We start from the raw sequence: 24,726 nt of genomic DNA, 5'->3' as shown, positions 1-24,726 counted from the left end.
GAGAAAAACCGATAACTTCGCGTGTTATCGGTTTTTGCGTTAATGCGGAAGAATGAATCCGCCATATAAAAATGCAGCCACAATTAGAAAGGCAGGGTGCAATTTGAATTTGGTCATAAAGAAAAATGAAATGGCGGCAATGGCAAGTGATTGTGTCCAGCCAATGGCTTTCACGGCATCTCCGCCAATTTCCCATGTTAATAAAAGCATCATCATCGCAATGACAGGCTGCACAGATAGGGTCATGCCTTTGACGACAGAAGATTGGCGAAAACGGTCAATGAGTTTTAGCAGTAAGATCAATCCGATTGCAGACGGCAGGACCGTGGCAAGCAGTGCAACGATAAAGCCTGGCCATCCCATGACATCATAGCCTACATAAGCCGCAATTTTCGTAGCGATTGGACCTGGAAGTGCGTTGGCTAATGCGAGCATATTGGAGAACCCTTCGTTCGTCATCCAATGAAAATGATTGACGATTTCTTCATAATTGAGCGGAATGGAGGCAGGTCCTCCGCCATACCCTAACAGATTGGATAAGAAGAATGCCCAGAATAAAAAGAGAATCAGCATCACGAAGACACTCCTTTCTCTTTATTTGTTCGAGTCCAGCGATCTTTCAGTTTAAAATGAAAGGCACCATAACATAAAAAGATGATGACAATGATTCCTGGATGAATCGAGAGTACTTGAAGACCGACAAATGCCAATAGGAATAGGACGATTCCGAAGATCATGCCGAAGCCCTTCAACGCTTTTTGTCCAAATTCATATGCCATCATTCCTAACAGAACGGCAATTACTGGTGTCACAGCACCGATCATATTTTGAATGATGACTGAAGAGCTTAAGACGCTGACAAGTGTAACAAGTGCCACCATAGCGAGACATGTCGGTAAAATATGTGCAGCTGTTGCAACAATGGCGCCAGATACACCTTTTAATCGATAGCCGAGGTATGCCGACATTTTCGTAGCAATCGGTCCGGGTAATGCGTTGGCGATGGCGAGTGTTTCTCCAAATTCGTCATCATTGATCCATTTGTATTTGACGACCGCTTCATGGCGAATGAGCGGGATGACAGAAGGTCCTCCGCCAAATCCCAGAATACCGGTTCGTACCATGGCGATCATGAGTTCAAGATATGATTGCAAGTGGTTCAACTCCTATCTACAATTTCATGCCCATTCGGCTTTTATATCGTTTAATGAGCATTTGACAGTCAACACTGACGACGCCTTCAAGCGGGTACAGCTTCTTTGTCAGGAACGTCTCCATTTCCTGTTCATTTTGAAAAATGCCATGCATATGCAGCTTGCTTGGTCCTGTCATATGATAAAGGCTTGTGACGGCTGTTTCCTGCTCAAGCTGAAGGGCGACTGTTTCTAAACATTTCGGCTCAACCTCTACGTTAAAAAAGACAGAGACATGAATGCCGATCTTTGCTGGATTAATGACAGCGGTGAATCGTTCAATGACACCTGCTTCAATGAGTTGCTGAATACGGGCTTGTACAGCAACACGGGAAAGGCCGACTTGTTTCCCTAGATCCGTGTAGGACATACGCCCGTCCTCGTGTAATAAGGAAAGAATTTGTTTATCTCTTTCATCTAATGTTAAGTTTGGAATGCGATATTCATGTGCCACTGTATAACCACCTTTCTTCTGTTGATATTCTATCATATTTTATTACGAATAGAATGTTTGATTTTTAATTTAGTAACGAAGTGAAATAATAAAATAAGATAACATATCTTTTTGCATAAAAAAAACACCCCGGCATCACCGGGGTGTGTTCATTTTATTTTTCTGGGCTGCTTTCCGCACTGGCAATTTGCTGTGCAAGGTCAGCACGATCAATATCTGCTTGGAAGAACTCCTGCGTATTTGGAAGGTGTAAATTCATGTGACGTTTTTGGGAAATTCGGATGGTCACTTGATCCACAGTGTAATCAAATACATGCCCGCCTACGCTTCGATCATCATCAATAAAGTGGAGATGATATCCACTTACCGCAATGCCATGTGCGTACTGTGGTGTACGGAAGCCTGCAATCGTTCCGCGAATATTTTCAAAATCGAAAATAGGCTGTGACTTGACTGCTTCCACCATCGGAACGTAAGGTTTTTCCTGTTTTTCAACCGTACGGGTTTGAACCTTTTTGAATGACCCATCGATGCGGATCGCATAAAAGACATTCTTGCTCGGTAAGATTCGGTCGATTTCTTCCTCTAGCTCTTTGGACGTCATCGGTGCATCAATTCGATGAACGATGTCCGTTTCAAAAAATGCTAGAGAGCAAAATGGTGAATAATCTTGATCGGTTACTGGTGTGGCTGTTCCATCAGAGCGCAGTCGATAAAAAGCGCCGTCAAAGCCGATTAGTTCCCCATCTAATTGATTGAATGTGCCAATGCCAAAATCACCATGCTCGGGAATATGTGATAGGGAGAAATCTCCATCGTATACGGCTTCCAGCAAGGAGGTCATGGTTGATACTTGATAGACCGCTTGCTTTTTGTCCTGCGGTATTGTGTTATTTTGTTGATTCATTGGGTGCATCATACCCATATCCGCTCACTCCTTTAACGTAATGTATCGAAGTCTTATCTGACGTTCGTTGTGTGTTTTTCACGAAAGACTTCTGGCCATTTTTGACTGGCGAGGTCTGGGTTGTCTTGATAGTCTATCGGAATATCAATAATAACGGGTCCTTTTATGTTTATACCCTTTTGAAGGACAGTTGAAAGCTCTTCAGGTGAGTTGACACGTAATCCAGTTGCTCCAAAGCTTTCTGCATATTTCACTAAGTCGATCTGACCGAACTCAACACAAGACGTACGGTCATACTTCATTTCCTGCTGGAATGCCACCATATCGTATGTGCTGTCGTTCCAAACGAGATGAACGAGATTTGTTTTCATGCGCACGGCTGTTTCTAATTCCATGGCGGAGAAGAGAAAACCGCCATCACCTGAGACTGAAATGATCTTTTCATCTGGATTCAATATGGAGGCTGCAATCGCCCATGGTAATGCCACGCCAAGTGTTTGCATTCCATTACTCACTAGGAACGTGTTCGGTTCATAAACACGGAAGTGGCGAGACATCCAAATAGCGTGCGATCCGATATCACATGTCACTTTCGTGTCATCTGGGATGATACGTCTCAACGTATGAATGACATCCAGCGGGTGTGATAAATGACTTTCTCTTTCTGGTGCTTTTTCGATATCACTTAACAGCTCTTGTAATTCTGTAACGAGATCTACGTTCTTTTTGCATAATGAAAGTGGAACGCTGTCGTGGGCTAGATGTTGCACCGTTTCAGATATATTGCCCACAAGCTCAAGCGTCGGTTCATAGAAATGGTCAATATCTGCCTGCATGTCATCCACATGGATGATTTGACGCTGCTGCGGTTTCAAATTCCAATGCTTCGGATCGTATTCGATTGGATCAAAGCCAATAGTTAAAATCACATCCGCTTTCTCAATGAGAAGGTCGCCTGGCTGATTACGGAATAAACCGATTCTGCCCACATATTGAGCCTCAAGCTCTCTTGAGAGAACGCCGGCTCCTTGGTACGTTTCGACAAATGGGATACCAAGTGTTTTTAATAATGTTCTTGTCGCATTTGCCGCAGCTGGACGGCTAGCTTTCATTCCCACAATTGCAACAGGTAAGTGCGCATTTTGAATTTTGGCGATGGCCGAACTGATGAGAGCAGCCGGTGCAGGACCTAGTTCTGGAGAAGGGTGAGCAGACACTGGTGTTTGTGTGGTGTGTTCGGTCACGACATCTTGTGGAAAGCTGATAAATGCTGCCCCAGCTTGACCTCTTTGTGCCGCGCGAAAAGCATTTGTTAAGGCTTCTGGTATATTGTTTACGTCTTGTACTTCAACGCTATATTTTGTCACTGGTTTGAATAATGCCGCATTGTCGAGTGATTGATGTGTTCGTTTGAGCCGATCCGCACGGATGACGTTTCCAGCGATTGCAACAACAGGGTCACCTTCTGTATTGGCTGTTAATAGACCTGTCGCTAAATTGGATGCGCCAGGACCTGATGTAACGAGACAAACGCCTGGTTTGCCAGTTAAACGACCGACAGCTGCTGCCATGAATGCCGCATTTTGTTCGTGTCTGCATAGCACAAGCTCTGGACCTCTGTCTTTTAATACATCAAATACTGCATCAATTTTTGCACCTGGAATCGCAAAAACATGGGTCACACCTTGGGCAATGAGCGTATCGACAATCAACTCTGCTCCTCGTTTTGTTAGGGGTTGTGTTTGAGAATTCATTTACCCCGCACTCCTTTCGGCAAGTAAAATTTTTTATGAAAATATATTTTCATGATATGATTTACTATACATTTCACAAAATAAATTTTCCAATATATGTTTAACGTAGTTTTAATATGTTTCACGAATAAGTGTTTGAGGAGTGAAAGGATGGAACTGAGACATTTGCAGTATTTTGTCACAGTCGCGGAGGAGCTGCATTTCGGCAGAGCGGCCGCACGATTGAACATGACACAGCCTCCACTTAGTCAGCAAATTAAGCAGTTTGAGGAAGAATTGGGATTTCCTTTGTTTCACCGGTCTAAAAGGGTGGTGGAGTTAACATCTGCTGGAAAGGTTTTTTTACATGAGGTCAGGGGGGTGCTGCATCAGCTTGATAAAGCCGTTGATCATGCTCGGCATACGGCAAGAGGGGAGCTTGGGAAGATTATCATCGGTTTCGTTGGTACAGCGACATATGATATTCTGCCGCCAGTTGTCCGTGAATTCAGAGAGCGGTACCCCTCTGTCAGTATTGAGCTGCAACAGCTCTCTGTCCCGCAACAGCTTGAGGCGCTTTTGAATGGTGAGATTGATATTGGTTTTTTGCATCCTACATCATCGCAAGAAGAATTGGTCAGTCGTTTAATGAAGCAAAGTGAATGTATTTTTGCGATTCCGAAAAACCATCCGCTGGCGGAAAAAGAAGCGGTTACGATTGAAGATATTCGTGATGAACCGATTATTTCCTTATCAAAGGAATCATGGCCGTCCCTTTATCAGCATTTTGTCCTACTTTGTGAAAAGTACGGATTTTCACCCAATATCGTGCAGGAAGCAGCAGAATATCAAATGGTTATTGGTCTTGTCACAGCGGGAATCGGAATTGCTATCATTCCAACATCGGCCCGGCGTTTATTTAATTTAGATGTGGTGTATCGGTCAATTGAAGGTGAGCAGCTACTCGCGGAATGGACCATCTCTTATAGACGAGAAAATCATAATCCGGCATTGTTTCATCTTGTCCATCATATTCTCCATCGCGCTGAGCCGGAATAAGGGAAGAGAGAACGGGGTATGGTATGATGTCGTTACATACAAGAGGAGGCATGTCTGAAGTGATTACATTACAAATGGATCAGTTGTCACGAAAAGAAGCATATAAAGTATTATCTGGTTCCGTCGTTCCAAGACCCATTGCATTTATTACAAGCCTTTCTAAAGAAGAAGTCGTCAATGCTGCACCATTTAGTTTCTTTAATGTCATCAGCGGCCATCCTCCGCTGATCGCTGTTTCTATTGGACGTCGTCAAGGAGAGATGAAAGATACAGCAAAACATATCATCGACAGGGAAGAATTTGTTGTCCATGTGAGTGATGAAGCGATGATTGAAGATATTAATGAAACAGCTGCTACTTTGCCAGAGGAAGAGAGTGAGCTGACTCGTACCGGTCTTCATCAAGTGAAGAGCAGCGTGGTGTCAGTGCCAGGAATCAAGGAAGCACGCATTCGCTTTGAATGTCAGCTGGAAAAACATCTGACCTTTCAAAATGATGAAGGGGAGATCACAGTCGATCATATCATTGGCCGGGTGGTGTGTGCGCATTTAGATGAATCCGTCTATGATGCGGAAAAAGGATATATTTTTACGAATGAATTAAAGCCAGTCGCGCGCCTAGCAGGTAATGATTATGCCCATTTAGGCACGCCATTTGTACTGAAGAGGCCGGAATAACATCTAAAACCCCCGAGGCTATCGGTGGTCCAGCGTGTAGACAAACCCTCGTATTCTTTGTCAGTCCTGCGCTTCGGTACTCACGAATGTCAATTCGCTCTGCTCCGGTGCTCGTCCTTCCTAGACTGCAAAGGTTTTCTATCACGCTGAAAAGAAGACAAAGGCTAAAATAAAGTTCATTTCAGCCTTTGTCTATAATCTAAAACCCCCGAGGCTATCGGGGGTTTAGTGTTTATTTCTTTTGTTCTAGTTTCAATGGAGCGGCGATATTTTTTTCTACCTTTTTTCCTTTTAATACATCGTCAGCAGCGCCGACTGCCAGTTGACCGATCAGCTCTGGCTGCTGCGCGACTGTTGCAGATAGTTTTCCTGCTTTGATCGAGTTGAGTGCATCTTCATTACCGTCGAAACCGACGACAAGAATGTCTTTTCCAGAGCTTTGGATGGCCTCTAGTGCGCCAAGTGCCATTTCATCATTGTGGGCAAAAACGGCTTTGATGTCAGGGTTTCCTTGAAGAAGGTTTTCCATCACGTTGAGCCCTTTTGTCCGGTCAAAGTCAGCGGCTTGTTTTGCTGTGACATCTAACTTTTTGTCTGCAATTTGATGAAAACCTTTTCCTCGTTCGCGTGTCGCAGAAGCACCTGGTACACCTTCTAGTTCAGCCACTTTTGCTCCTTTACCGACTTTGTCGATAATAAAGTTAGCTGCCATTTCGCCGCCTTTGATGTTATCAGAAGCAACAAGCGCTTCAACCTTTCCGCTTTCTGCCGAGCGGTCTAATGTGATGACCGGTATGTCTGAAGCATTCGCAGATTCGACAGCCGTTGATATGGCAGAGGAATCGGCTGGGTTAATGAGTAATGCATCGACCCCTTGTTGAATTAAATCTTCTACATCACTTGTTTGTTTGGCTGAATCATTTTGTGCATCGGCAATGACAACTTCGATGCCAAGCTTTTTCGCTTCTTTTGTCACGCCGTTTTTAAGAGAAACGAAGAATGGGTTATTTAAAGTCGAGATCGACAGTCCGATTTTCATGTCTTTTTTCTTGCCATCCTTTGTTGATTTGGCCCACTCTGGCGGTTCAAGCGAGCAGGCAGAAAGCATGAATAATGAGAGAGTCACGATCAAGATTACATATTTTTTCATAGCAGCTGCCTCCTTAAGCAGATTTCTTTCTGTCGAGTAGGACTGCAATCAAGATGACAATCCCTTTCACAACAGACTGATAGAATGATGAAACACCAAGTAAGTTCATACCATTGTTCAAGACCCCGATAATGAGTACCCCGATGAGTGTGCCGACAATTCGCCCTCTTCCGCCGGATAGGCTTGTCCCGCCAAGTACAACGGCAGCAATTGCATCAAGTTCATACGACGTACCAGCTGTTGGCTGGGCTGAGTTGAGACGAGATGTTAAGATCGCACCTGCTAAAGCAGACATAAAGCCGGCTAAGGAGTAAATCATGATTTTGACGCGTGGTACTTTAATACCTGAGATGAGGGCTGCTTTTTCATTTCCGCCAATGGCATACGTTCTTCTGCCAAAAGGTGTTTTATGAAGCAAGACCCAAAGAACGATAAAGGTGAGAAGCATGGTGATCGCTGGAACAGGAATGCCTAAGAAGTATCCACGACCAAATAGCTGAAATGCATAGTTAGAGCCGAGCCCAGTAATAGGGTTTCCGTCTGTATAAACAAGTGTCAATCCTCTGAAAATCGTCATCGTCGCAAGTGTTGCGATAAAAGGAGCCATTTTTCCTTTTGTGATTAAAAGACCGTTGATCATTCCAAGGATGGCACCGATGATACATCCAACAATGATGGCAAGAATCGGGTCCAAACCAGATACAATAAAGCCGGCAGTCAGAGCACTAGACAGCGCTAGAATGGCACCGACAGACAAATCAATTCCTCCGGTTAAAATAACAAACGTCATGCCAAAGGCAATGAGGGCGTTAATGGAGATTTGTCTGAGTAAGTTTAAAATGTTTAATGGTTCTAAAAAGGCCGGATTTAAAATAGAAACAATGGCAACAAGGATGATGAGTCCTAAGAATGGCCCAAGCTTTTGCATGATGTTGTCAAATCGTCCATTTGAAGTAAGTGGTTTCATGTTACTTCCCTCCTGTAGCTAGTGTCATAATTCGTTCTTGTGTAGCTTCTGTTTTACTTAATTCACCGCTGATGGTTCCTTCATGAATGACAAGCACTCGATCGCTCATCCCAAGAACTTCTGGGAGCTCAGAGGAGACCATCAAAATCGCAACGCCTCGATCCGTCAGCTCGTTCATGAGCTGATAAATTTCTCGTTTCGCCCCGACGTCGACGCCTCTTGTCGGTTCATCTAAAATGAGTACCTTCGGCTGAATGCCGATCCATTTGGCGATGACGACCTTTTGCTGATTTCCACCGGACAGGCTGCGTGCAGAAATTTCAGATGAAGCGGTTTTGATCGTGAGTCGTTTGATGAGCAGATCAACAAAGTCCTGCTCGTTTTTCTTATCGATCAGCCCCTTTGGAGAGAAGCTGTCTAAGTTAGGCAAGCCGATGTTTTCCCGAATGGATGCATCCAGCATCAGTCCTTCATCTTTACGATCCTCCGTGATAAAACCGATGCCAAGTTTGACTGCATCACTTGGTTTTTTAATGACAGCCTTTTTCCCATGAACCCAAATTTCTCCTTGATCCAGGGGATCGAGTCCAAAGAGCGACCGCATCATTTCCGTCCGGCCAGCGCCCATTAAGCCTGCAACACCGACAATTTCTCCAGCTTTGACGGAAAAACTGACATCTTGAAAGCGGCCTTTCCTCGTTGCTTGCTTCACTTCTAGGACGGTATCACCAGTAGAAGGTGTGCGTTCAGGGTAACGATCGGTTAATTCGCGGCCGACCATTTTTTTGACGACTTCATGGAAATTCGTGTCCGGTATCGCTTTCGTATCGACCGTTTTTCCGTCACGCATGATCGTAATCCGGTCACAAATGGCGAAGATTTCTTCCATACGGTGAGAAATGTAGACGATAGACACACCTTCTTTTTTGAGTGATTCAATGACCTGAAATAGCTTTTCAATCTCACGATCTGTGAGAGCAGCTGTTGGTTCATCCATAATAATGACCTTTGCATCGGTCATTAACGCTTTCGCAATCTCAATCATCTGCTTTTGGCCGACAGAACAGCTTCCTGCCTCTTGATCGAGCGATAGGTTGACAGACAATCGGTCGAGCTGCGCTTGGGCGAGGGTTTTCATTTTCTTGGTGTCTAGGAGACCAAGTTTTGTATAGATTTCTTTCCCGATAAATAAATTCTCGAGTACCGTCATATCAGGCCATATATTCAGCTCCTGATGAATGAAGGCAATCCCGTTCTGCTCGGCTTCTTTCGGGTTCTTGAAAGCGGTTTCTTTTCCGTCGATTTGAATCGTTCCTTGATCCAGTGAATAGAGTCCTGTCAGCAGATTCATTAACGTTGATTTTCCTGCCCCGTTTTCACCCATTAGTGCATGGACTTCACCTGTGACGAGGTCAAAGGAGACCCCGGCGAGAACGGTGTTTTTTCCAAAGGCCTTATGGATGTTATGCATTTCAATGTTCATAAGTGGCTCCTCCTTTTAAAAGATGACACCGGCATGAAGAATGCAGTTTGCGTATGGGGTGGCTTCACCCGTTCGAATCACTGCTTTTGCCTGCTTGGTCATGTCTTTAAATGTCTCGTGATCGACTTCATATAACGGATGTGAGAACGCTTTCTTTAGAAATAAATGATCTCTCTTATTGGCTTCTTTGATTTCACTGGCGATCGTGATGTGTTCAACGGCCATTTCCTCAAGAAGAAGGGAAGTAACCTCCTGAAAGGATGGTGTGCCGATGGATAATGCAAGGTCGATCTTGACCGGGCCTTTTGGAATGGGCAGGCCGCAGTCTGCGATGACAATTGTATCTGTATGACCAAGATCAGCAAGCACCTTGGCGATATGACTATTTAAAATACCATTTTTCTTCATTTCTTATTCTCCAATTCTTCTCTTGCTGGCATGCCGCCTTGGGCACCAAATTTTGTGACTGAGATAGATGCGGCTAAGTTGGCAAAGGCAAGTGCGTCGTATAGGGATTTTCCTTCTGTTAGTGCTACAGCTAGAGCGCCGTTAAAAGTATCGCCAGCGCCTGTAGTGTCCACGGCTTTCACAGGATAGCCCGGTACCAACACTTCTTTTGATCCGTCAAAGTAACGAACCCCATTTTTTCCTTCTGTAATGAGTAATTTGTTTGGATATTGGCGCAAAGCCTCTGCTATGGTGAGTCCATCAAACATAAGAGCTGCTTCGTGTTCGTTTGGCGTGATGTAGGCAGCTTGATCTAATATTTGCTGAGAGACTTTGCGAGCTGGTGCGGGATTTAAGATGACTGGAATCCCTTTTTCGCTGCAAATGGCGCAGACGGCTTCGACTGTTTCTTCAGGAATTTCCTGCTGGATGAGGACGATTCCGATATTTTCAATAGAAGAAAGCGCATCTTTTACATAATGAGGTGTTACCTCATTGTTTGCTCCTTTGACGACAACAATGCTGTTATCCCCTTCAGCTAAAATGATATGAGCTGTTCCGCTTTCCATTTCGGTAACCGGTTTCATATAGGTGGTGCGAACACCTTGTGCTTGCAAATTGCTCATAATGTCCTGACCATATGCGTCATCCCCAACCCGGCCGATCATATATACATCTGCACCGAGCCTTGCGCTTGCTACTGCTTGATTGGCTCCTTTTCCCCCAGGAACCGTTTTAAATGATTCACCTAGGACGGTTTCTCCTGCATTGGGACGCTTATTCGATGTGACAACTAGATCCATGGAACAACTTCCTACGACAACTATTTGACTCATTGTGAATCCACCTTTCTCGTGGTCTCTCGTTCAATAAAAGAGACGGGCATTTGAATAACTGCTTGATCTATTGGCTGTTTTTGAATGGCTTTAATGATCAGCTTTGCGGCTTCTTTCCCCATATCATAGGCAGGCTGCCGAATCGTTGATAAAGAAGGGAAGAGCAGTTCGCTTTGCGGAATATCATCAAATCCAATGATTTGGACGTCTTCTGGAATGGCTTTTCCAATACGAAGCGCTTCGTGTACAACGGCTGCTGCGACGATGTCATTGCTGGCAATGATGCCATCTGTTTCAGGGTACAGCTTGAAAAGAGCCTTGGCGCTTTTTCGGGCTTCCTGAAAAGAAAAAGAAGCGTTAGACATCACATGAAAGTTAGCACCTTCTTCAGTCAGAACATCAAGTGCGCCTTTGAATCTTTGCCGCGCCGTTTGAAGATGAGCGGGCCCTTTTAGCAATGTGATCTGCTGACTGCCGCGTTTGATTAATTCCATTGCAGCCATTTTCCCACCTGCCGTAGCATCTGCAAACACAGAAGGCGCATTTGGAACGGTACGATCTAAGAAGACAACAGGCAGTTCATCATCATTGTACAAATCCGATTCAGGTTCGTTTGTGACAGCGATGACACCGACCACCTGGTTTTGCTTAAAGGTTTGTAAATAGGCCATTTCCTTCTCCCGATCTTCATCACTGTTTCCGAATAATAAGCGAAAACCGTTTGCATGAATCTCATCCTCAACGCCTCTAGCCAGCTGAGGGAAGAAGGGGTTTGTGATATCAGGTAAGATGAGACCAACTAATCTTGATTCTCTTTTAAAAAGGGATCGTGCCACTTCATTGGGGAAGTAGTTTAGCTCCTGCATCGCTTGTGTCACACGGGTTTTCGTATCAATATGGACGTATCCAGTATCATTGAGCACGCGTGAAACAGTTGCAACAGACACTTGAGCAGCTTTTGCAACATCTTTAATTGTAGCCAATGGAGTGCCTCCCTTCTTTGATGTGTAACCGTTTACACAGATAGATTATCACGAAAGCATTGAAAAAACAATCTTAAAAAAATAAAAAAAGAAAAGAAAGAGGACGTCTTCCTTTTCTTAACTAATAATGCCTGTTTGTGTAATGTTCACTTTGATTTTTGGAATGATTTTCACTTTTGGATAATCGGTGACCCAATTCATTTTCATATACTCATCATAATGTCTGACTCTGTATTTTCTGCCGAGGCTTAGCACATCGGAATTCGCATCTTGCAGGGCAGCGATAATTTTTTCTGCTTCTTTTGTCAAAATGACTGATAGCTTTTTGTTGAGCATTTCAATTTTTTTGTCAGTATCAAGGTTATCTTTTGGGTACTCAATGACAGAAGTATTAAATTCAAATTTGAGTGAGTATGTTAAGTTTCGATGATCAGGATTTAGAATCTCGATGTCTCTCTTTACATCAGTGACTTGAATCGTAATGTAATTGTTTTCTTTTGACTTCATGTCGCTTCTCACTTTTTTTGTGAAGTTGGCATACTTGCCCATTTTTCCGTCCATGACGGTGAGTAAGATCGCATCTTGACCGTACAACTCGCCTTTCTTCTTCTCATTATCAAATAGAGCAACCCCTTTTACACTGATTAATTTCTTCGATTGATCAAAATAGATTAAAGGCAGTGTGAAGTCCTCTCCAGTTTGAAGCATTTTAGATCGAATACTTTGAATGTTTTTAGGTGCTACTTGGGAGGAGCGTGATGCGGTTGTGATCAAGTTATTTAAATAGTCACTCACGATGAGTTTTTCCTTCAGCAGCGAGTTAATCACTTCTTCACAGGTCCCCCCTTGAACAACGGCAAGATTTGCGAGGAGGGGACTTTTTGGATCACGATAAAACATATCTAAGTAGGGCAGAAGACGATTTTGGGCAAATTCATCACCGATCAGCATCACCCGCATTTTCGACATGTCTATTTTTTGATCCACTATCCGGCTGAAGTTGGTTCTTGCTTTTCTTAAAGTAGGTGCTTCCGTTGTGAGAAGAGTGGTTAAAAAGCTGCCAGTATTTCCTTGCTCCATACTTTGAGATTGCTGCACTTTTCGATAAGTGATTGAGTATTTCGCATTGTCATCCTCTCCTTGATCAACAGCGGAGGTTAACACAAGAGAGATGTTCTTTAATAAATTTTGATCCCAGCAGCCAGGCATGAATATGAGAGAAACACACATGAGCAACGTCAGTATGTACTTATGACGCATGTGATTTCACCTTCCCTTTGCGATGTTTGATAAAGATGATAATGGCCATAAAGATTGGGAGTGTGTAAATAAATGAATATTGCGCAATGGTGGTAAAGTCATTAAAACGTTGAATTCTAAAATTATCGGTTGCAAGGTAACAGCTAGCCGCATAAATCAAAATGGCAAAATAAAAGACGTATTTTTTGTGGTCTTTTTTCTTGAGAATACTTGCTACGCCATTTGCACAGAAGTAGAGATAGTTACTGAGTGTGGCTAAAATGACAAATACCCAGAAACTAAGAAAAATTAAATCTGTCCGTTCAATCACACCGAACGAAATGGTTTTTAACAGATAAAGAACAGGATTTGGAATGATATTGAGCTCAATCGGGCTGAAGAACATAAAACAAATCACTGTGATAAATAGGTAGTAAAGTGTCGTGCATATATTGGCAATGGTCATGACCTTGTATCGCGCTTTAATGGTGCCTTTCATCAGTGGAGAGATGATCAGAATCATCTCAAATCCATTCATAGATAGTACAACATCCTTCAATCCGAGTGAAACTTGAGAAATGTCCACTTGAAAAAAAGGCATGAGATAGTCGATATTGGTTCCTTTTAATGAATAGAGCATTAAGAGAGACAGCATAAGCAAAAAGGGCGTTAGAATGAAGTTAAACCTGACAATGGCCGTAATTTGCTCCTTTGCAATGTAAATGATGGAGATCATCAGTAATAGATTAATGACCCAATTTGGTGTGAGCGGCAGCACCCAAATGCCAAGAATTCTTGTGAAAATGGATAAAACAACAATGCAGACGGAGGCGAAGTATAACGTATAAAGTGCCACCAATGTCCGGCCGATCCATTTTCCGAACACTTCAATTAAGGCTTGGAAAAATGATGTATCAGGATACTTCTGAATGATGTAAATAAAAATGGTGTTAATGATTTGAATGAAAAAACAGGCTAAGATAATCGCCATCCACCCATCGTGTCCCATGTCTTTCATCAGCAAATGGGGGAGAGCTAAAATACCGACACCAATTTGAGATTGAATGATAAAAAAGACAGCTTGAGATGGAGATATTTTATTTTTCATCTTGATTTTTCCATCCTCTCAAATTTTCAATTTGCTCTTTCTTTTTTGGGTTTAAGTAAACAGGGCGATTTTTATACATCCACATTGGTAATCGAATCACAGTGTCTTTTAAATCCTGCCAGTTAAATGGAGTTACTGGAGATAAATACGGGACACCTAGTGATTCAAGGCGGCATAAATTCATCAGGACGATCGACAGACCGAATGAAATGCCAATAAACCCAAACATCGATGCCATGAACATGAGCGGAAAACGCAGCATCCTGATGGTAGACGTCATTTCAAACGAAGGAAGAACAAAGGAAGCAACAGCGGTCACGGCGACCACAACGATAAGAACATTGGAAATGAGCCCAGCTTTTACTACCGCATCTCCAATGACCAAACCGCCTACGATCCCAATGGTCTGTCCAATTGGTTTTGGCAGACGCACCCCAGCTTCGCGTATGAGCTCAATTGTAATCTCCATCAGCATAGCTTCTATTAAAGGCGGAAAAGGAATGCCGATAATGGAATTTTTCATCGTAATCGCTAATTCATCCGGGACTACCTCATAATGAAAGCCGATGACTGCAATATAAAAAGAAGGCAAAATCACAGCGATGATACAGGCAATATAACGAAGAATACGAATAAACGTAGCTGGAATCCAGCGACTATTGTAGTCATCTGGTGATTGAAAGAAGCTAAAGAACGTAATAGGCAGAATGATAGCCATTGGACTGCCATCCATCAGCACAACAATTCTTCCTTCAAGAATGGCAGATCTTACTTTGTCAGGTCGTTCTGTGTCAATAAGCTGCGGGAAGATGGAATACGAATCATCCTCAATCGCTTCTACAATAGAACCGGGGCTAAGCAGCGTGTCTACTTTAATAGAAGAAATTCGTTTGTTAACCTCATCTATCTTTTCTTGATTGGCAATATCAGAAATATAAACCGTCGCAACCTTTGTTTCAGATTTTGTACCGACCTTATGATACTGGATTGCAAGTTTTCGATCATTTAAGTGTGAACGCAGCAAATATAAATTGGTATCTAAACTCTCAACAAACCCATCATGTGCGCCTGCAATAATACTTTCAGAAGAAGGTTCAGAAATGGAACGCAGCGGCGGCTGTCCAACGGCAAATATTTTGATCTGTGAGGATTTTTCATCAAGGAAAGCAATGCTTCCTGCAATAATGCTATCGACAATCAGCGTCAAGTCTCCTGTTTCGAGTGTACTAAGTGATTTTGTATAATTCTGCTCTCCAGGAGGACCGAGCAAGTTGCCGATAATGAAGTCGTTTAATTTGCTTTCTTCAACTCTTGTTTTAATATAAAACAGCACTGATTTCGTTTCATTCACCATTAATTCCCGGTATTCAAAATCAGCGCTTTGCTGAAATGCTTTTTTCAGAATCCGAATCTTTTCCTCAAAACCGCCTGATAAAAAGTGTAAGCGTGTTTGCTCATTCGTGTTTGGCATCTTTAGCCTCCTCTCACAGATTTTTTAACCATAGTGTAAGCCGAGAAGATGATTTTATGCGTCATCTTTGGGGAAAGCATGACACGCACCGACAACTTTCAACTAAAATCACATTAAAAATGTTAAGAAATGATGAATCTTGATAAAAAGAAATGAATAATGTTTCATTGTTTAGGTCATAAGGAGTGAATATCGTAAAAAGAGGCTATAACAAAATGATTAATCTTTGACATCTTATCCCAATTTTTTGTGACCTGAAAATAAGCAGATGACTTGATTTTTTGAGAGGTGACCTTTGTCATAGGTCAACACATAGCGTTCTGACCAATGAGGATGACTTTCTAACCTGTTCATTTAAAAATATAAAATATTCTAAAACACGCACTATTCATTTAAAGCGCTGATATGACTGATTTCGTAGAGATGAGAGGGCTTTAAAACATTGATTCAAAATACATCTTAATAATTGTCGAAAAATTTAGGGAGAAAAGGACAAAAGATTTTTCACTGTTTGATGGTAACGCTTTCTCTTGTTTGAAGTAGAAATTCAGTCGTCATTTTGTCCGTCTTTTGGCCTTTTCATTTGAGCGTGAGATAGGCAAATACGCCTTCTGATTAGAGGAATTTGGCATACGAGGAAGTGAAAGATTATGTTACATAATACCGATTGTGATTTTATGCTGAACCTATATACTGTTGATTGAATTTACATATCACACTCATAAAAAAAGGAGATGTAGATAAGCGATGTGGTTAATCGTTATAGCCTGTGTCATCATGTTAGGGATTGGCTTTATTGAAAAGAAGCGTCATCAGAAAAATATCGATGCCCTGCCGGTACGCGTCAATATTAATGGTATACGCGGAAAGTCTACCGTTACAAGATTGACAACCGGTATCTTAATGGAGGCAGGTTATAAAACTGTCGGCAAAACAACAGGAACGGATGCAAGAATGATTTATTGGGATACGCCAGAAGAGAAACCGATTAAAAGGAAACCGCAAGGACCGAATATCGGAGAGCAGAAAGAAGTTATGAGAGAAACCGTTGAAAGAGGAGCAAATGCCATCGTCAGTGAATGTATGGCGGTGAATCCAGATTACCAAATTATCTTTCAGGAAGAGCTGCTTCAAGCGAATATTGGCGTGATCGTAAACGTTCTTGAAGATCATATGGATGTGATGGGGCCAACTCTTGATGAAATAGCTGAAGCCTTTACAGCGACAATTCCTTACAATGGGCACTTGGTTATTACGGATAGTGAATATACAGATTTCTTTAAAGAGATTGCGAAAAAACGCAATACTGAAGTGATTGTTGCAGATAATTCCAAGATTACCGATGAGTATTTACGGAAATTTGAGTACATGGTGTTCCCGGATAATGCTTCACTTGCACTTGGTGTCGCACAAGCATTGGGAATTGATGAAGATACGGCATTCAGAGGGATGTTAAATGCGCCGCCTGATCCAGGAGCTATGAGAATTCTTCCATTAATGGACGCAAAAACACCTGGACATTTTGTAAATGGATTTGCGGCTAATGACGCAGCATCTACATTGAACATTTGGAAGCGTGTGAAGGAAATTGGGTATCCAACAGATGAACCGATTATTATCATGAACTGTCGTGCGGATCGCGTAGATAGAACGATCCAGTTTGCGGAGGATGTACTTCCTTATATTGAAGCAAGTGATCTTGTCTTAATTGGTGAAACGACAGATCCAATTGTGAAGGCATTTGAGGATGGAAAAATTCCGGCTGACCACTTACACAACCTTGAATATCAATCTACAGAACAAATTATGAACATGCTTGAGAAAAAGCTTCATAATCGAGTGGTTTATGGAGTCGGCAATATTCACGGCGCCGCTGAACCTTTAATCGAAAAAATTCAAGAATACAAAATTAAGCAGCTTGTCAGCTAGGAGGAAATATAGAAAATGTTCGGATCAGATCTTTATATCTCGTTAATTTTAGGTGTTCTACTCAGTTTAATCTTTGCAGAAAAAACAGGAATCGTACCAGCTGGGTTGGTTGTTCCAGGTTATCTGGCGCTCGTCTTTAACCAGCCAGTCTTCATTTTAGTTGTTTTATCTGTCAGCTTGCTGACATATGTGATCGTTCGTTTTGGTCTATCGAAATTTATGATTTTGTACGGACGCAGAAAGTTTGCGGCGATGCTGATTACAGGAATTGCCTTAAAGCTCATATTTGATTTCTTCTATCCAGTGGTTCCGTTTGAAATAGCAGAATTCCGTGGAATCGGAATCATCGTGCCTGGATTGATTGCGAATACGATTCAAAAGCAAGGTCTTACGATTACCCTTGGAAGCACATTACTTCTAAGTGGTGCAACATTTGCCATCATGTATGTTTACTATCTATTTTAAGATAAGGTGTGTCCAATGATGAATAAAAAATTGAGCTTTCAGGAAAAGCTGCTGAAAATCACAAAGAACCAAAAGAAAAAGACGAATAAACATGTACTGATTGCTTTACCGATTGTCATTGCTTGTACATTTCTATTTACATTTATCGGGAAAGCACAAGTACCAACTGTAGAAAAGAATCCAGAAAACATCCTGACCGCTTCGTTTGTCGGAGATATTATGTTTGGAAGAAATGTAGAGAAAGTAACAGACCGCTATGGAAAGCAGCACCTGTTCCGCTATGCGAAGCCGTATTTTGATGTATCAGATTATGTAACAGGGAATTTTGAGCATCCAGTGGCTTCAGATAAGGAACAGGCAGCACAAAAGAATATTCATTTGAAAACAGATGAAGATTCTGTACAAGCGTTAAAGGATTTGAATTTCTCTGTACTAAACTTTGCGAATAACCATGCAGCAGACTACGGTGAAAAAGGCTTAAATAACACGATTGATGCCTTTGAAAAAGCTGACATGGATTATACAGGGGCAGGGCGCAACGTCAAAGATGCGAAGCAGAACATTTCATACAAAGAAGTGAATGGCGTTAAAATCGCTACCCTTGGTTTTACAGATGTATATGGAAAAGATTTTAAAGCAACAAATCGCAAGGCAGGTATTCTGCCAGCTGATCCATCTATCTTTATTCCGATGATTTCACAAGCTGCTGAAAAGGCAGATATCGTTGTTGTTCATGCGCACTGGGGACAGGAATATAACAATGAAGTAAACGACAGACAAAGAGAGCTGGCAAGAGCGATGTCAAAGGCTGGTGCTGATATCATTATCGGTGCACACCCGCACGTTCTTGAGCCGATGGAAGTCTATAACGGAACAGCGATTTTCTATAGCTTGGGGAACTTTATTTTTGACCAAGGCTGGTCAAGAACACGTGATTCTGCCATTGTTCAGTATCATCTGAATGAAGATGGAAAAGCGACATTTGAAGTGGTTCCAATGTACATCAAAGAAGCGACACCTGCTCCAGTCAAAGCAGGATCTCTTGAATCAAAATCGATTATCCGTATGCTGACAAATGGCACGAATGCGGATTGGAAAGAAAAAGACGGACATATTTTCTTTGAAGTCGATCATTCTGATAAAGTTCAAACATTAAAAGAAAACGAGGGGAAGGATAAAAAATGAAATTCCTTAAAGCAAGCTGGCCGTTTGTTGCGTTAATTTTAGTCTTTGTCTTTATGTCTGCTTTTAAATTTAGTGACAGCCTCACAGATCATGAGAAACAAAAGATCTCGGTTGAAATGCAGAAAATTGAACAGCAAAAGCAGTCAAAAGCGGAAGCGAGTAAATAAAGAAATGATGATGAAAAGAGCACGCGAGGCGTGCTCTTTTTTGACGGAAAAAGGTGTAAAATGAAAGGGGTCATGTCGAAACTATAAAAGAAAGGAGGAAGAGAGGATGAAATGGAAAGGAATACTGCTTGGAGGATGTGCCATTGTAGGACTCATGTTTATGTCTCAAACAGAGGTGTCTGCTCAAACAACATCTCCTTTAAAACAAGCGAAAACGCTGATAGGTACGCCTTATCATAAAGGAGGAATCGATCCGAAAACGGGCTTTGATGCTTCTGGCTTTATACAATATGTATACAAAACAACAGGTGCATTTGATTTGCCGCGAAAGGTGATCGATCAATACCAAATCGGTGAAAACGTATCATGGGGAAAAGCGAAGCCCGGAGACCTTGTCTATTTTCGCAGTCTTGAAGAAACAAAAGACATCCCGACACACGTTGCTTTGTACGCTGGAAATGATCAAGTGATCCACATCACACTCAGTCAAGGGGTGGTGAAAACAGATGTCAGCAAAAGTAAATATTGGACCGATCGGTTCTATGCGGTCAAACGGCTGCCTGTCTCCCAAGAGATGTCGGATGATCAACTGGTGAAAGATGCGATGAAATATTTAGGAATCCCTTATGTATTCGGGGCATCAGATCCAAAAGTAGGATTCGATTGTTCAGGTTTTTTACAATATTTATTTGAAAAATCACTTGGGATTTATTTACCAAGAAGTGCTGAGCAGCAATGGATGGTTGGAGAGAAAGTAGCACGAGACGATATTCGCCCTGGAGACTTTGTTTTTTTTAGCAACACGTATAAAAAAGGAATTTCACATGTAGGAATGTACATCGGAGGAGACCGCTTTATTCATGCGAGCCGTTCGGAAAGTGTGACGATTTCTTATTTGTCTGAATCGTATTGGCGTGAGAAATGGACAGGTGCGAAACGATTAACTGAGCTGAAACTAGCGAAAGAAGACCCAGTCGTATCAAAAGCCGCTACGTATATTGGAGAAGTACCTTATGTAAAAGGTGGTGCGAGCCCAAAGCAAGGCTTTGATACAGCAGGATTCACGCAGTATATCTATCAAGAAGTGCTTGGAATTGAGATGCCTCGCTATGCGCCGGGACAAGTTAAAGCAGGCACACCTGTGAAACGATCGGAACTAAAGCCAGGAGATCTTGTCTTTTTTAAAGGGACTTCGTTGATGCCAGCCATTTATGCTGGTTCAAATCAAGTCATTCATGTGACGGTTTCAAATGGCGTTGTCATTACCAATATGAAAACAAGTACGTATTGGAAGGATAAATATGAGACGGCCGTTAGAATCAAAAAATAAAGAAAAAGCCCGATCAATGCTCGGATCGGACTTCTCGACTTCTCACTAGGCGCTGATCAGACAAGCGTCTTTTTTTCTTGAAATTGATTCTGCAAAAGCAGATCAATAAAATAGGCGACGCCATCTTCATGATTGCCTTTTGTGATATAGGTGCTTTTTTCTTTAATGACATCCACCGCATTCCCCATCGCTATCCTGTGTCCTGCTTCATCGAACATGGATAGATCATTAGGGCTGTCACCGATCGCATAAATATCGGATGGGTCTACGCCATAATGGGCTGCAAGTTTTTTGAGGGCATGTCCTTTACCTGACTCTTTTGGCAGTACCTCAATGATATGTTCTCCAGATGAGGTCAAGGAGAGCTCAGGCATCTTAGAAAGAAGATCTCGTGCTTCTTGTAGCTTATTCATATCAAAGGAGAAGCATAGTAATTTATAGGTTGGTTCATTCGACTCAAAAATTTGACGGATGTCATCGACAGGTTTGATACCAAACTGTTTAAATTGAGTCATCGCCCCTTCCCATAAATCAGCTACATCCTCATGAGGATTGGCGCTTTTGATCATATCAAATTCAGCTTTGAGCTTTTCTTTTCCATCAAATGGGGAAAGGAGGGCATCGTCTGTATAGACCTCGAAATAAATGTTCCGTTCCACTAATTCCTTTGCAGCACGTCTTCCAGCTTCTTGATCAAGGGTGATTCTGCTGAAGAGCTTGTACCCTTCTGTATGGACAGTTCCTCCATTTGCCGCAATAATGGGAATGTCCAAATCCCCAAGAAGCTCTTTTACATCAAAAGTCGCGCGCCCTGTACAAATGGTCACAATATATCCAGCTTCCTTCGCACGAATCAATGCTTGCCGGTTTTGAGCGGATATTTCACTTTTCGTATTTAAGAGTGTACCGTCTAAATCAATCGCAATCATCTTTTTCATTGCTGTTATATCCTCCTTCATTCATGCAATAGCCTCTTCAAAGTATGTACGATTTCCTTCATTCTCATGAAAGAGTCGGATCGTGGATTCCTCTCTTTAAGGCTAAACAAAAATGGTCAATTGATCAAGGATATAAGAAAAAGCGCCCAAAAGGACGCTTTTAGCGTGTAGACAAACCCTCGCATTCTTTGTCAGTCCTGCGCTCCGGTGCTCACGAATGTCAAATTCGCTCTGCTCCGGTGCTCGTCCTTCCTAGACTGCAAAGGTTTTCTATCACGCTTAAAAGAAGAAAAAGGGCAAACACCTTTTTCAACACATAAAAAGCGCCCAAAAGGACGCTTTCTGTTTTTATGATAATTCAAGCTGTTTCTTCAATTCCGTTTTGACTTCGTTCAGTTGGTTTTGATCCAATTGGTAATAATAAACGCCATTTGGCTGGTAATCAGATCCTTTTAGTTGAATCGTATCAACAGATTTCAATGAAGTGAGTAGTGGGAAAAGACCGACTAGTTCTTTCATTGACAGGTTAGTTGAGACGTTATCACCTAGAGTATCTATGATATTGTCATAAGACGGAATAGACGTTACTGATTTTGATTTATCGAAAATGGCTTTTAAAACTTCCATTTGACGCTGTCCACGCATGAGATCACTGTCTGCTTTTCTTGTTCTCACATAAGCGAGAGCTTGATTACCATCTAGTGTGTGAGTACCCGTTTGCAGCTGAACTTTGCCCTTTGTATCTTTAAGAATCTGTTTCACAACATATTCATCTTTAATGTTAACGGAAACACCATTCAATTCGTTCACAATTTCCTTAAATGCTTTGAAATTACTTTCAATCACAAAGTCGACAGGGATATCTAGTAAATTCTCAACTGTACTCACCGTGAGGTCTGCATCACCAAATGCGTGTGCATGTGTAATTTTGTCATAACCATGACCTGGAATATTAACATATGAGTCCCTTGGAATACTTAATAATTTCACGGTTTTATTCGTACGATTTACTGTCGCTAATACCATTGCATCGCTTCGTGCTTGTTTGACGGTTTCGCCTGGTCTGCTGTCAATGCCAAGCAGCAAGACAGAAAAGCTGTCTTTCCCAGGATCAAATGCTTCAATCCGTTTGACAGATTGTGCACCGCGGTCTAGAGAGACTTGTGCTTTTTTCGCAGCCGATGTCACTTTATAGTAGGCATAGCCGGTGACAGAAGCAGTTGTCAGTAAAAGAATACCAAAAATAAAAAGAGTGACTTTCACCCATGGTTTTAAACGCTTTTTGCCTTTGCGTTTACTTCTTGTTTGATCCATATATTTAAACCCTCGCTATGATTTTATAGTAAAGATGTCCTTCTTCCTGCTTACAAACTAAAACAAATATACCTTAAAACGGGATATAGTGCGACATTTTTTTCACTAACGCTTAATTGACGTTTCCTTATCTAAAAAAGTTTCAATGATACGCAAATGAAATATATTTGTCATAAAACATCGAAATGTTTGAAATGACAGGAAGTGAGGAAAATGATTTTTCATAGAGAAACATCTAGTCATTACATAGATAAAAGAGGGGTTATGATCATGAAAAATCGGAATGGGTGGCTTTATTTCTTCGGCGCACTTGGCGGCGCCTTATATGGTTACGATACAGGTGTCATTTCTGGCGCTATCTTATTTATGAAAGAGGATTTAGGTTTAAATGCATTTACAGAGGGACTTGTGGTCAGCTCGATTTTAATCGGGGCGATGCTCGGGGCTTCTCTTTCTGGAAAACTGACAGATCAATTCGGACGGAAGAAAGCGATTATCGCCGCAGCCATTTTATTTATTATCGGCGGATTTGGAACAGCCCTTGCACCGAATACGGAGGTCATGGTCTTATTCCGAATCGTGCTAGGACTTGCTGTCGGATGCTCGACGACGATTGTTCCATTATATTTATCTGAACTTGCGCCAAAGGAATCAAGAGGGGCACTTTCCTCATTAAACCAACTCATGATCACATTTGGTATTCTTCTTGCCTATATTGTGAACTACGTTTTAGCAGATGCAGAGGCATGGCGTCTGATGCTTGGAATTGCCGTTGTTCCTTCTGTGCTCTTGTTATGTGGTATTTTGTTTATGCCAGAAAGTCCTCGCTGGCTGTTTGTCCAAGGACAGGCGGATCGGGCGAAAGAAATATTGTCAAAACTTAGACAAAATAAGCAGGAAGTTGAAGACGAAATCGCGGATATTCAAAAAGCAGAAAGTGAAGAAAAAGGCGGTCTTAAGGAATTACTCGAACCATGGGTGCGCCCCGCTTTAATTGCTGGTGTCGGCTTAGCCTTTTTACAGCAGTTTATTGGGACAAATACGATCATTTATTATGCACCAAAAACATTCACAAGTGTCGGCTTTGGCGATTCAGCAGCCATTTTAGGAACTGTAGGAATCGGTGCAGTCAATGTTGTCATGACGTTTGTTGCGATTAAAATCATTGATCGTGTCGGGCGGAAAGCGTTACTCCTATTTGGAAATGTAGGGATGGTTCTTAGTTTGATTGTTCTAGCAGTGGTCAATCGTTTTTTCGAGGGATCAACAGCTGCAGGGTGGACAACGATTATATGTTTAGGACTTTTCATCGTCATTTTTGCTGTCAGCTGGGGCCCGGTCGTATGGGTGATGCTGCCGGAGCTGTTCCCAGTACATGTCCGGGGAATTGGTACGGGGGTATCGACCTTCCTACTGCATACAGGGAATTTGATCATCTCGCTCACATTCCCAACCTTGTTAAGTGCAATTGGCATCAGTAACCTTTTCCTTATTTATGCAGCCATTGGCATAGGTGCCTTCTTATTTGTGAAATATTTAGTCACAGAAACGAAAGGGAAAAGTCTTGAAGAGATTGAAGAAGATTTAAAAAAGAGAAACCGTGCCGTCGTGAATGACGAAGGGGAAACGGTATGAAAAAAGACCAGCTGCATGAGGCAGCTGGTCTTCCTTTGTTAAACAAACGTTTAATC

At 42.1% G+C, this 24,726-nt stretch carries 24 protein-coding genes; 8 read left to right on the top strand and 16 right to left on the bottom strand.

Going from position 1 to position 24,726, the window contains the following annotated elements:
• Nucleotides 1-39 precede the first annotated feature (39 nt).
• The 5 genes from NSQ17_RS17275 to alsS form a co-directional block, all read right to left on the bottom strand.
• Entirely contained in the window at nucleotides 40-573 is a 534-nt protein-coding gene (locus NSQ17_RS17275; protein WP_007497548.1) for a chromate transporter, read from the bottom strand.
• Nucleotides 573-1,133: a chromate transporter gene (locus tag NSQ17_RS17270; protein WP_034647433.1), complete on the bottom strand. Its 561-nt coding sequence runs from the start codon at nucleotides 1,131-1,133 to the stop codon at nucleotides 573-575. Before NSQ17_RS17270 ends, NSQ17_RS17275 begins: the two co-directional genes overlap by 1 nt.
• A 37-nt stretch (nucleotides 1,134-1,170) precedes the next feature.
• The gene (locus NSQ17_RS17265; RefSeq protein ID WP_017360010.1) at nucleotides 1,171-1,647 is read right to left on the bottom strand and encodes an Lrp/AsnC family transcriptional regulator; all 477 of its coding nucleotides are present in this window, start codon (nucleotides 1,645-1,647) and stop codon (nucleotides 1,171-1,173) included.
• A gap of 154 nt (nucleotides 1,648-1,801) precedes the next feature.
• Nucleotides 1,802-2,554: an acetolactate decarboxylase gene (gene budA / locus NSQ17_RS17260; RefSeq protein ID WP_186365906.1), complete on the bottom strand. Its 753-nt coding sequence runs from the start codon at nucleotides 2,552-2,554 to the stop codon at nucleotides 1,802-1,804.
• Between the two features lie 53 nt (nucleotides 2,555-2,607).
• On the bottom strand, nucleotides 2,608-4,308 hold the full coding sequence (gene alsS / locus NSQ17_RS17255; RefSeq protein ID WP_342467631.1) for an acetolactate synthase AlsS: 1,701 nt from the start codon (nucleotides 4,306-4,308) through the stop codon (nucleotides 2,608-2,610).
• Nucleotides 4,309-4,458: 150 nt separating this feature from the next.
• Between alsS and alsR the strand changes: the two genes are divergently transcribed.
• Together alsR and NSQ17_RS17245 are read left to right on the top strand one after the other, a co-directional pair.
• Complete coding sequence (alsR, locus tag NSQ17_RS17250) at nucleotides 4,459-5,346, top strand: acetoin biosynthesis transcriptional regulator AlsR (RefSeq protein WP_342467630.1); 888 nt, start codon at nucleotides 4,459-4,461, stop codon at nucleotides 5,344-5,346.
• A gap of 59 nt (nucleotides 5,347-5,405) precedes the next feature.
• The gene (locus tag NSQ17_RS17245; protein ID WP_024718717.1) at nucleotides 5,406-6,023 is read left to right on the top strand and encodes a flavin reductase family protein; all 618 of its coding nucleotides are present in this window, start codon (nucleotides 5,406-5,408) and stop codon (nucleotides 6,021-6,023) included.
• A gap of 232 nt (nucleotides 6,024-6,255) precedes the next feature.
• Here the strand turns inward: NSQ17_RS17245 and rbsB are convergent, their stop codons facing one another.
• The 9 genes from rbsB to NSQ17_RS17200 all read right to left on the bottom strand — a co-directional run bounded on the left by rbsB (nucleotide 6,256) and on the right by NSQ17_RS17200 (nucleotide 15,707).
• Nucleotides 6,256-7,173 (bottom strand): ribose ABC transporter substrate-binding protein RbsB, encoded by a 918-nt coding sequence (rbsB, locus tag NSQ17_RS17240; RefSeq protein WP_024718716.1) that lies wholly within the window; start codon nucleotides 7,171-7,173, stop codon nucleotides 6,256-6,258.
• A 13-nt stretch (nucleotides 7,174-7,186) separates the two neighbouring features.
• The gene (gene rbsC / locus NSQ17_RS17235) at nucleotides 7,187-8,140 is read right to left on the bottom strand and encodes a ribose ABC transporter permease RbsC (protein WP_007497532.1); all 954 of its coding nucleotides are present in this window, start codon (nucleotides 8,138-8,140) and stop codon (nucleotides 7,187-7,189) included.
• A 1-nt stretch (nucleotide 8,141) separates the two neighbouring features.
• A complete protein-coding gene (locus NSQ17_RS17230; RefSeq protein WP_048002956.1) occupies nucleotides 8,142-9,623 on the bottom strand; it encodes a sugar ABC transporter ATP-binding protein in 1,482 nt (493 codons plus the stop codon).
• A 15-nt stretch (nucleotides 9,624-9,638) separates the two neighbouring features.
• A complete protein-coding gene (gene rbsD, locus NSQ17_RS17225; protein WP_342467629.1) occupies nucleotides 9,639-10,031 on the bottom strand; it encodes a D-ribose pyranase in 393 nt (130 codons plus the stop codon).
• Entirely contained in the window at nucleotides 10,028-10,906 is an 879-nt protein-coding gene (gene rbsK, locus NSQ17_RS17220) for a ribokinase (RefSeq protein WP_135009608.1), read from the bottom strand. The genes rbsD and rbsK overlap by 4 nt, the downstream gene beginning before the upstream one ends.
• On the bottom strand, nucleotides 10,903-11,889 hold the full coding sequence (locus tag NSQ17_RS17215) for a LacI family DNA-binding transcriptional regulator (RefSeq protein ID WP_008343265.1): 987 nt from the start codon (nucleotides 11,887-11,889) through the stop codon (nucleotides 10,903-10,905). Before NSQ17_RS17215 ends, rbsK begins: the two co-directional genes overlap by 4 nt.
• A gap of 117 nt (nucleotides 11,890-12,006) precedes the next feature.
• Complete coding sequence (locus NSQ17_RS17210; protein ID WP_135009609.1) at nucleotides 12,007-13,149, bottom strand: Ger(x)C family spore germination protein; 1,143 nt, start codon at nucleotides 13,147-13,149, stop codon at nucleotides 12,007-12,009.
• Nucleotides 13,139-14,236, bottom strand: a complete 1,098-nt coding sequence (locus NSQ17_RS17205) for a GerAB/ArcD/ProY family transporter (protein WP_327878134.1) — start codon at nucleotides 14,234-14,236, stop codon at nucleotides 13,139-13,141. The genes NSQ17_RS17210 and NSQ17_RS17205 overlap by 11 nt, the downstream gene beginning before the upstream one ends.
• Nucleotides 14,226-15,707, bottom strand: coding sequence for a spore germination protein (locus tag NSQ17_RS17200; protein WP_058337015.1), 1,482 nt, complete (start codon nucleotides 15,705-15,707; stop codon nucleotides 14,226-14,228). The genes NSQ17_RS17205 and NSQ17_RS17200 overlap by 11 nt, the downstream gene beginning before the upstream one ends.
• Nucleotides 15,708-16,454: 747 nt before the next feature.
• Here NSQ17_RS17200 and pgsB point away from each other — a divergent pair.
• The 5 genes from pgsB to NSQ17_RS17175 all read left to right on the top strand — a co-directional run bounded on the left by pgsB (nucleotide 16,455) and on the right by NSQ17_RS17175 (nucleotide 20,783).
• Entirely contained in the window at nucleotides 16,455-17,636 is a 1,182-nt protein-coding gene (pgsB, locus tag NSQ17_RS17195; protein ID WP_007497522.1) for a poly-gamma-glutamate synthase PgsB, read from the top strand.
• A 15-nt stretch (nucleotides 17,637-17,651) separates the two neighbouring features.
• Nucleotides 17,652-18,101 (top strand): poly-gamma-glutamate biosynthesis protein PgsC, encoded by a 450-nt coding sequence (pgsC, locus tag NSQ17_RS17190; RefSeq protein ID WP_007497520.1) that lies wholly within the window; start codon nucleotides 17,652-17,654, stop codon nucleotides 18,099-18,101.
• Between the two features lie 18 nt (nucleotides 18,102-18,119).
• Complete coding sequence (locus NSQ17_RS17185) at nucleotides 18,120-19,286, top strand: CapA family protein (RefSeq protein WP_024718710.1); 1,167 nt, start codon at nucleotides 18,120-18,122, stop codon at nucleotides 19,284-19,286.
• Nucleotides 19,283-19,453, top strand: coding sequence for a hypothetical protein (locus NSQ17_RS17180; protein WP_008343253.1), 171 nt, complete (start codon nucleotides 19,283-19,285; stop codon nucleotides 19,451-19,453). The genes NSQ17_RS17185 and NSQ17_RS17180 overlap by 4 nt, the downstream gene beginning before the upstream one ends.
• Before the next feature lie 106 nt (nucleotides 19,454-19,559).
• Nucleotides 19,560-20,783, top strand: a complete 1,224-nt coding sequence (locus tag NSQ17_RS17175) for a C40 family peptidase (RefSeq protein WP_047946909.1) — start codon at nucleotides 19,560-19,562, stop codon at nucleotides 20,781-20,783.
• 56 nt (nucleotides 20,784-20,839) lie between these two features.
• On the opposite strand, the gene NSQ17_RS17170 is transcribed toward NSQ17_RS17175, so the two are convergent.
• Nucleotides 20,840-21,721, bottom strand: a complete 882-nt coding sequence (locus NSQ17_RS17170; RefSeq protein ID WP_173426655.1) for a Cof-type HAD-IIB family hydrolase — start codon at nucleotides 21,719-21,721, stop codon at nucleotides 20,840-20,842.
• 348 nt (nucleotides 21,722-22,069) lie between these two features.
• Complete coding sequence (locus tag NSQ17_RS17165; protein ID WP_017360001.1) at nucleotides 22,070-23,035, bottom strand: LCP family protein; 966 nt, start codon at nucleotides 23,033-23,035, stop codon at nucleotides 22,070-22,072.
• Nucleotides 23,036-23,305: 270 nt separating this feature from the next.
• Between NSQ17_RS17165 and NSQ17_RS17160 the strand changes: the two genes are divergently transcribed.
• The gene (locus NSQ17_RS17160; RefSeq protein WP_342467628.1) at nucleotides 23,306-24,670 is read left to right on the top strand and encodes a sugar porter family MFS transporter; all 1,365 of its coding nucleotides are present in this window, start codon (nucleotides 23,306-23,308) and stop codon (nucleotides 24,668-24,670) included.
• Nucleotides 24,671-24,726: the final 56 nt, after the last annotated feature.

It is taken from the genome of Bacillus sp. FSL W8-0629 (genome assembly GCF_038593225.1).
GTDB classification, from domain to species: Bacteria; Bacillota; Bacilli; order Bacillales; family Bacillaceae; genus Bacillus; species Bacillus altitudinis.
The sequence above is the reverse complement of the archived record's forward strand: the minus strand, read 5'-3'. Positions and strand labels throughout refer to the sequence as shown.

Excerpts from the sequence above, each read along its gene's own strand:
- NSQ17_RS17200 (WP_058337015.1), bottom strand. The coding sequence starts at position 15,707 with ATGCCAAACACGAATGAGCAAACACGCTTACACTTTTTATCAGGCGGT.
- NSQ17_RS17205 (WP_327878134.1), bottom strand. The coding sequence starts at position 14,236 with ATGAAAAATAAAATATCTCCATCTCAAGCTGTCTTTTTTATCATTCAA.
- alsS (WP_342467631.1), bottom strand. The coding sequence starts at position 4,308 with ATGAATTCTCAAACACAACCCCTAACAAAACGAGGAGCAGAGTTGATT.
- budA (WP_186365906.1), bottom strand. The coding sequence starts at position 2,554 with ATGAATCAACAAAATAACACAATACCGCAGGACAAAAAGCAAGCGGTC.
- pgsB (WP_007497522.1), top strand. The coding sequence starts at position 16,455 with ATGTGGTTAATCGTTATAGCCTGTGTCATCATGTTAGGGATTGGCTTT.
- rbsK (WP_135009608.1), bottom strand. The coding sequence starts at position 10,906 with ATGAGTCAAATAGTTGTCGTAGGAAGTTGTTCCATGGATCTAGTTGTC.
- rbsC (WP_007497532.1), bottom strand. The coding sequence starts at position 8,140 with ATGAAACCACTTACTTCAAATGGACGATTTGACAACATCATGCAAAAG.
- NSQ17_RS17180 (WP_008343253.1), top strand. The coding sequence starts at position 19,283 with ATGAAATTCCTTAAAGCAAGCTGGCCGTTTGTTGCGTTAATTTTAGTC.
- pgsC (WP_007497520.1), top strand. The coding sequence starts at position 17,652 with ATGTTCGGATCAGATCTTTATATCTCGTTAATTTTAGGTGTTCTACTC.
- NSQ17_RS17270 (WP_034647433.1), bottom strand. The coding sequence starts at position 1,133 with ATGATCGCCATGGTACGAACCGGTATTCTGGGATTTGGCGGAGGACCT.
- NSQ17_RS17210 (WP_135009609.1), bottom strand. The coding sequence starts at position 13,149 with ATGCGTCATAAGTACATACTGACGTTGCTCATGTGTGTTTCTCTCATA.
- NSQ17_RS17230 (WP_048002956.1), bottom strand. The coding sequence starts at position 9,623 with ATGAACATTGAAATGCATAACATCCATAAGGCCTTTGGAAAAAACACC.
- NSQ17_RS17185 (WP_024718710.1), top strand. The coding sequence starts at position 18,120 with ATGAATAAAAAATTGAGCTTTCAGGAAAAGCTGCTGAAAATCACAAAG.
- rbsD (WP_342467629.1), bottom strand. The coding sequence starts at position 10,031 with ATGAAGAAAAATGGTATTTTAAATAGTCATATCGCCAAGGTGCTTGCT.
- alsR (WP_342467630.1), top strand. The coding sequence starts at position 4,459 with ATGGAACTGAGACATTTGCAGTATTTTGTCACAGTCGCGGAGGAGCTG.
- NSQ17_RS17170 (WP_173426655.1), bottom strand. The coding sequence starts at position 21,721 with ATGAAAAAGATGATTGCGATTGATTTAGACGGTACACTCTTAAATACG.
- NSQ17_RS17275 (WP_007497548.1), bottom strand. The coding sequence starts at position 573 with ATGCTGATTCTCTTTTTATTCTGGGCATTCTTCTTATCCAATCTGTTA.
- rbsB (WP_024718716.1), bottom strand. The coding sequence starts at position 7,173 with ATGAAAAAATATGTAATCTTGATCGTGACTCTCTCATTATTCATGCTT.
- NSQ17_RS17175 (WP_047946909.1), top strand. The coding sequence starts at position 19,560 with ATGAAATGGAAAGGAATACTGCTTGGAGGATGTGCCATTGTAGGACTC.
- NSQ17_RS17160 (WP_342467628.1), top strand. The coding sequence starts at position 23,306 with ATGAAAAATCGGAATGGGTGGCTTTATTTCTTCGGCGCACTTGGCGGC.
- NSQ17_RS17165 (WP_017360001.1), bottom strand. The coding sequence starts at position 23,035 with ATGGATCAAACAAGAAGTAAACGCAAAGGCAAAAAGCGTTTAAAACCA.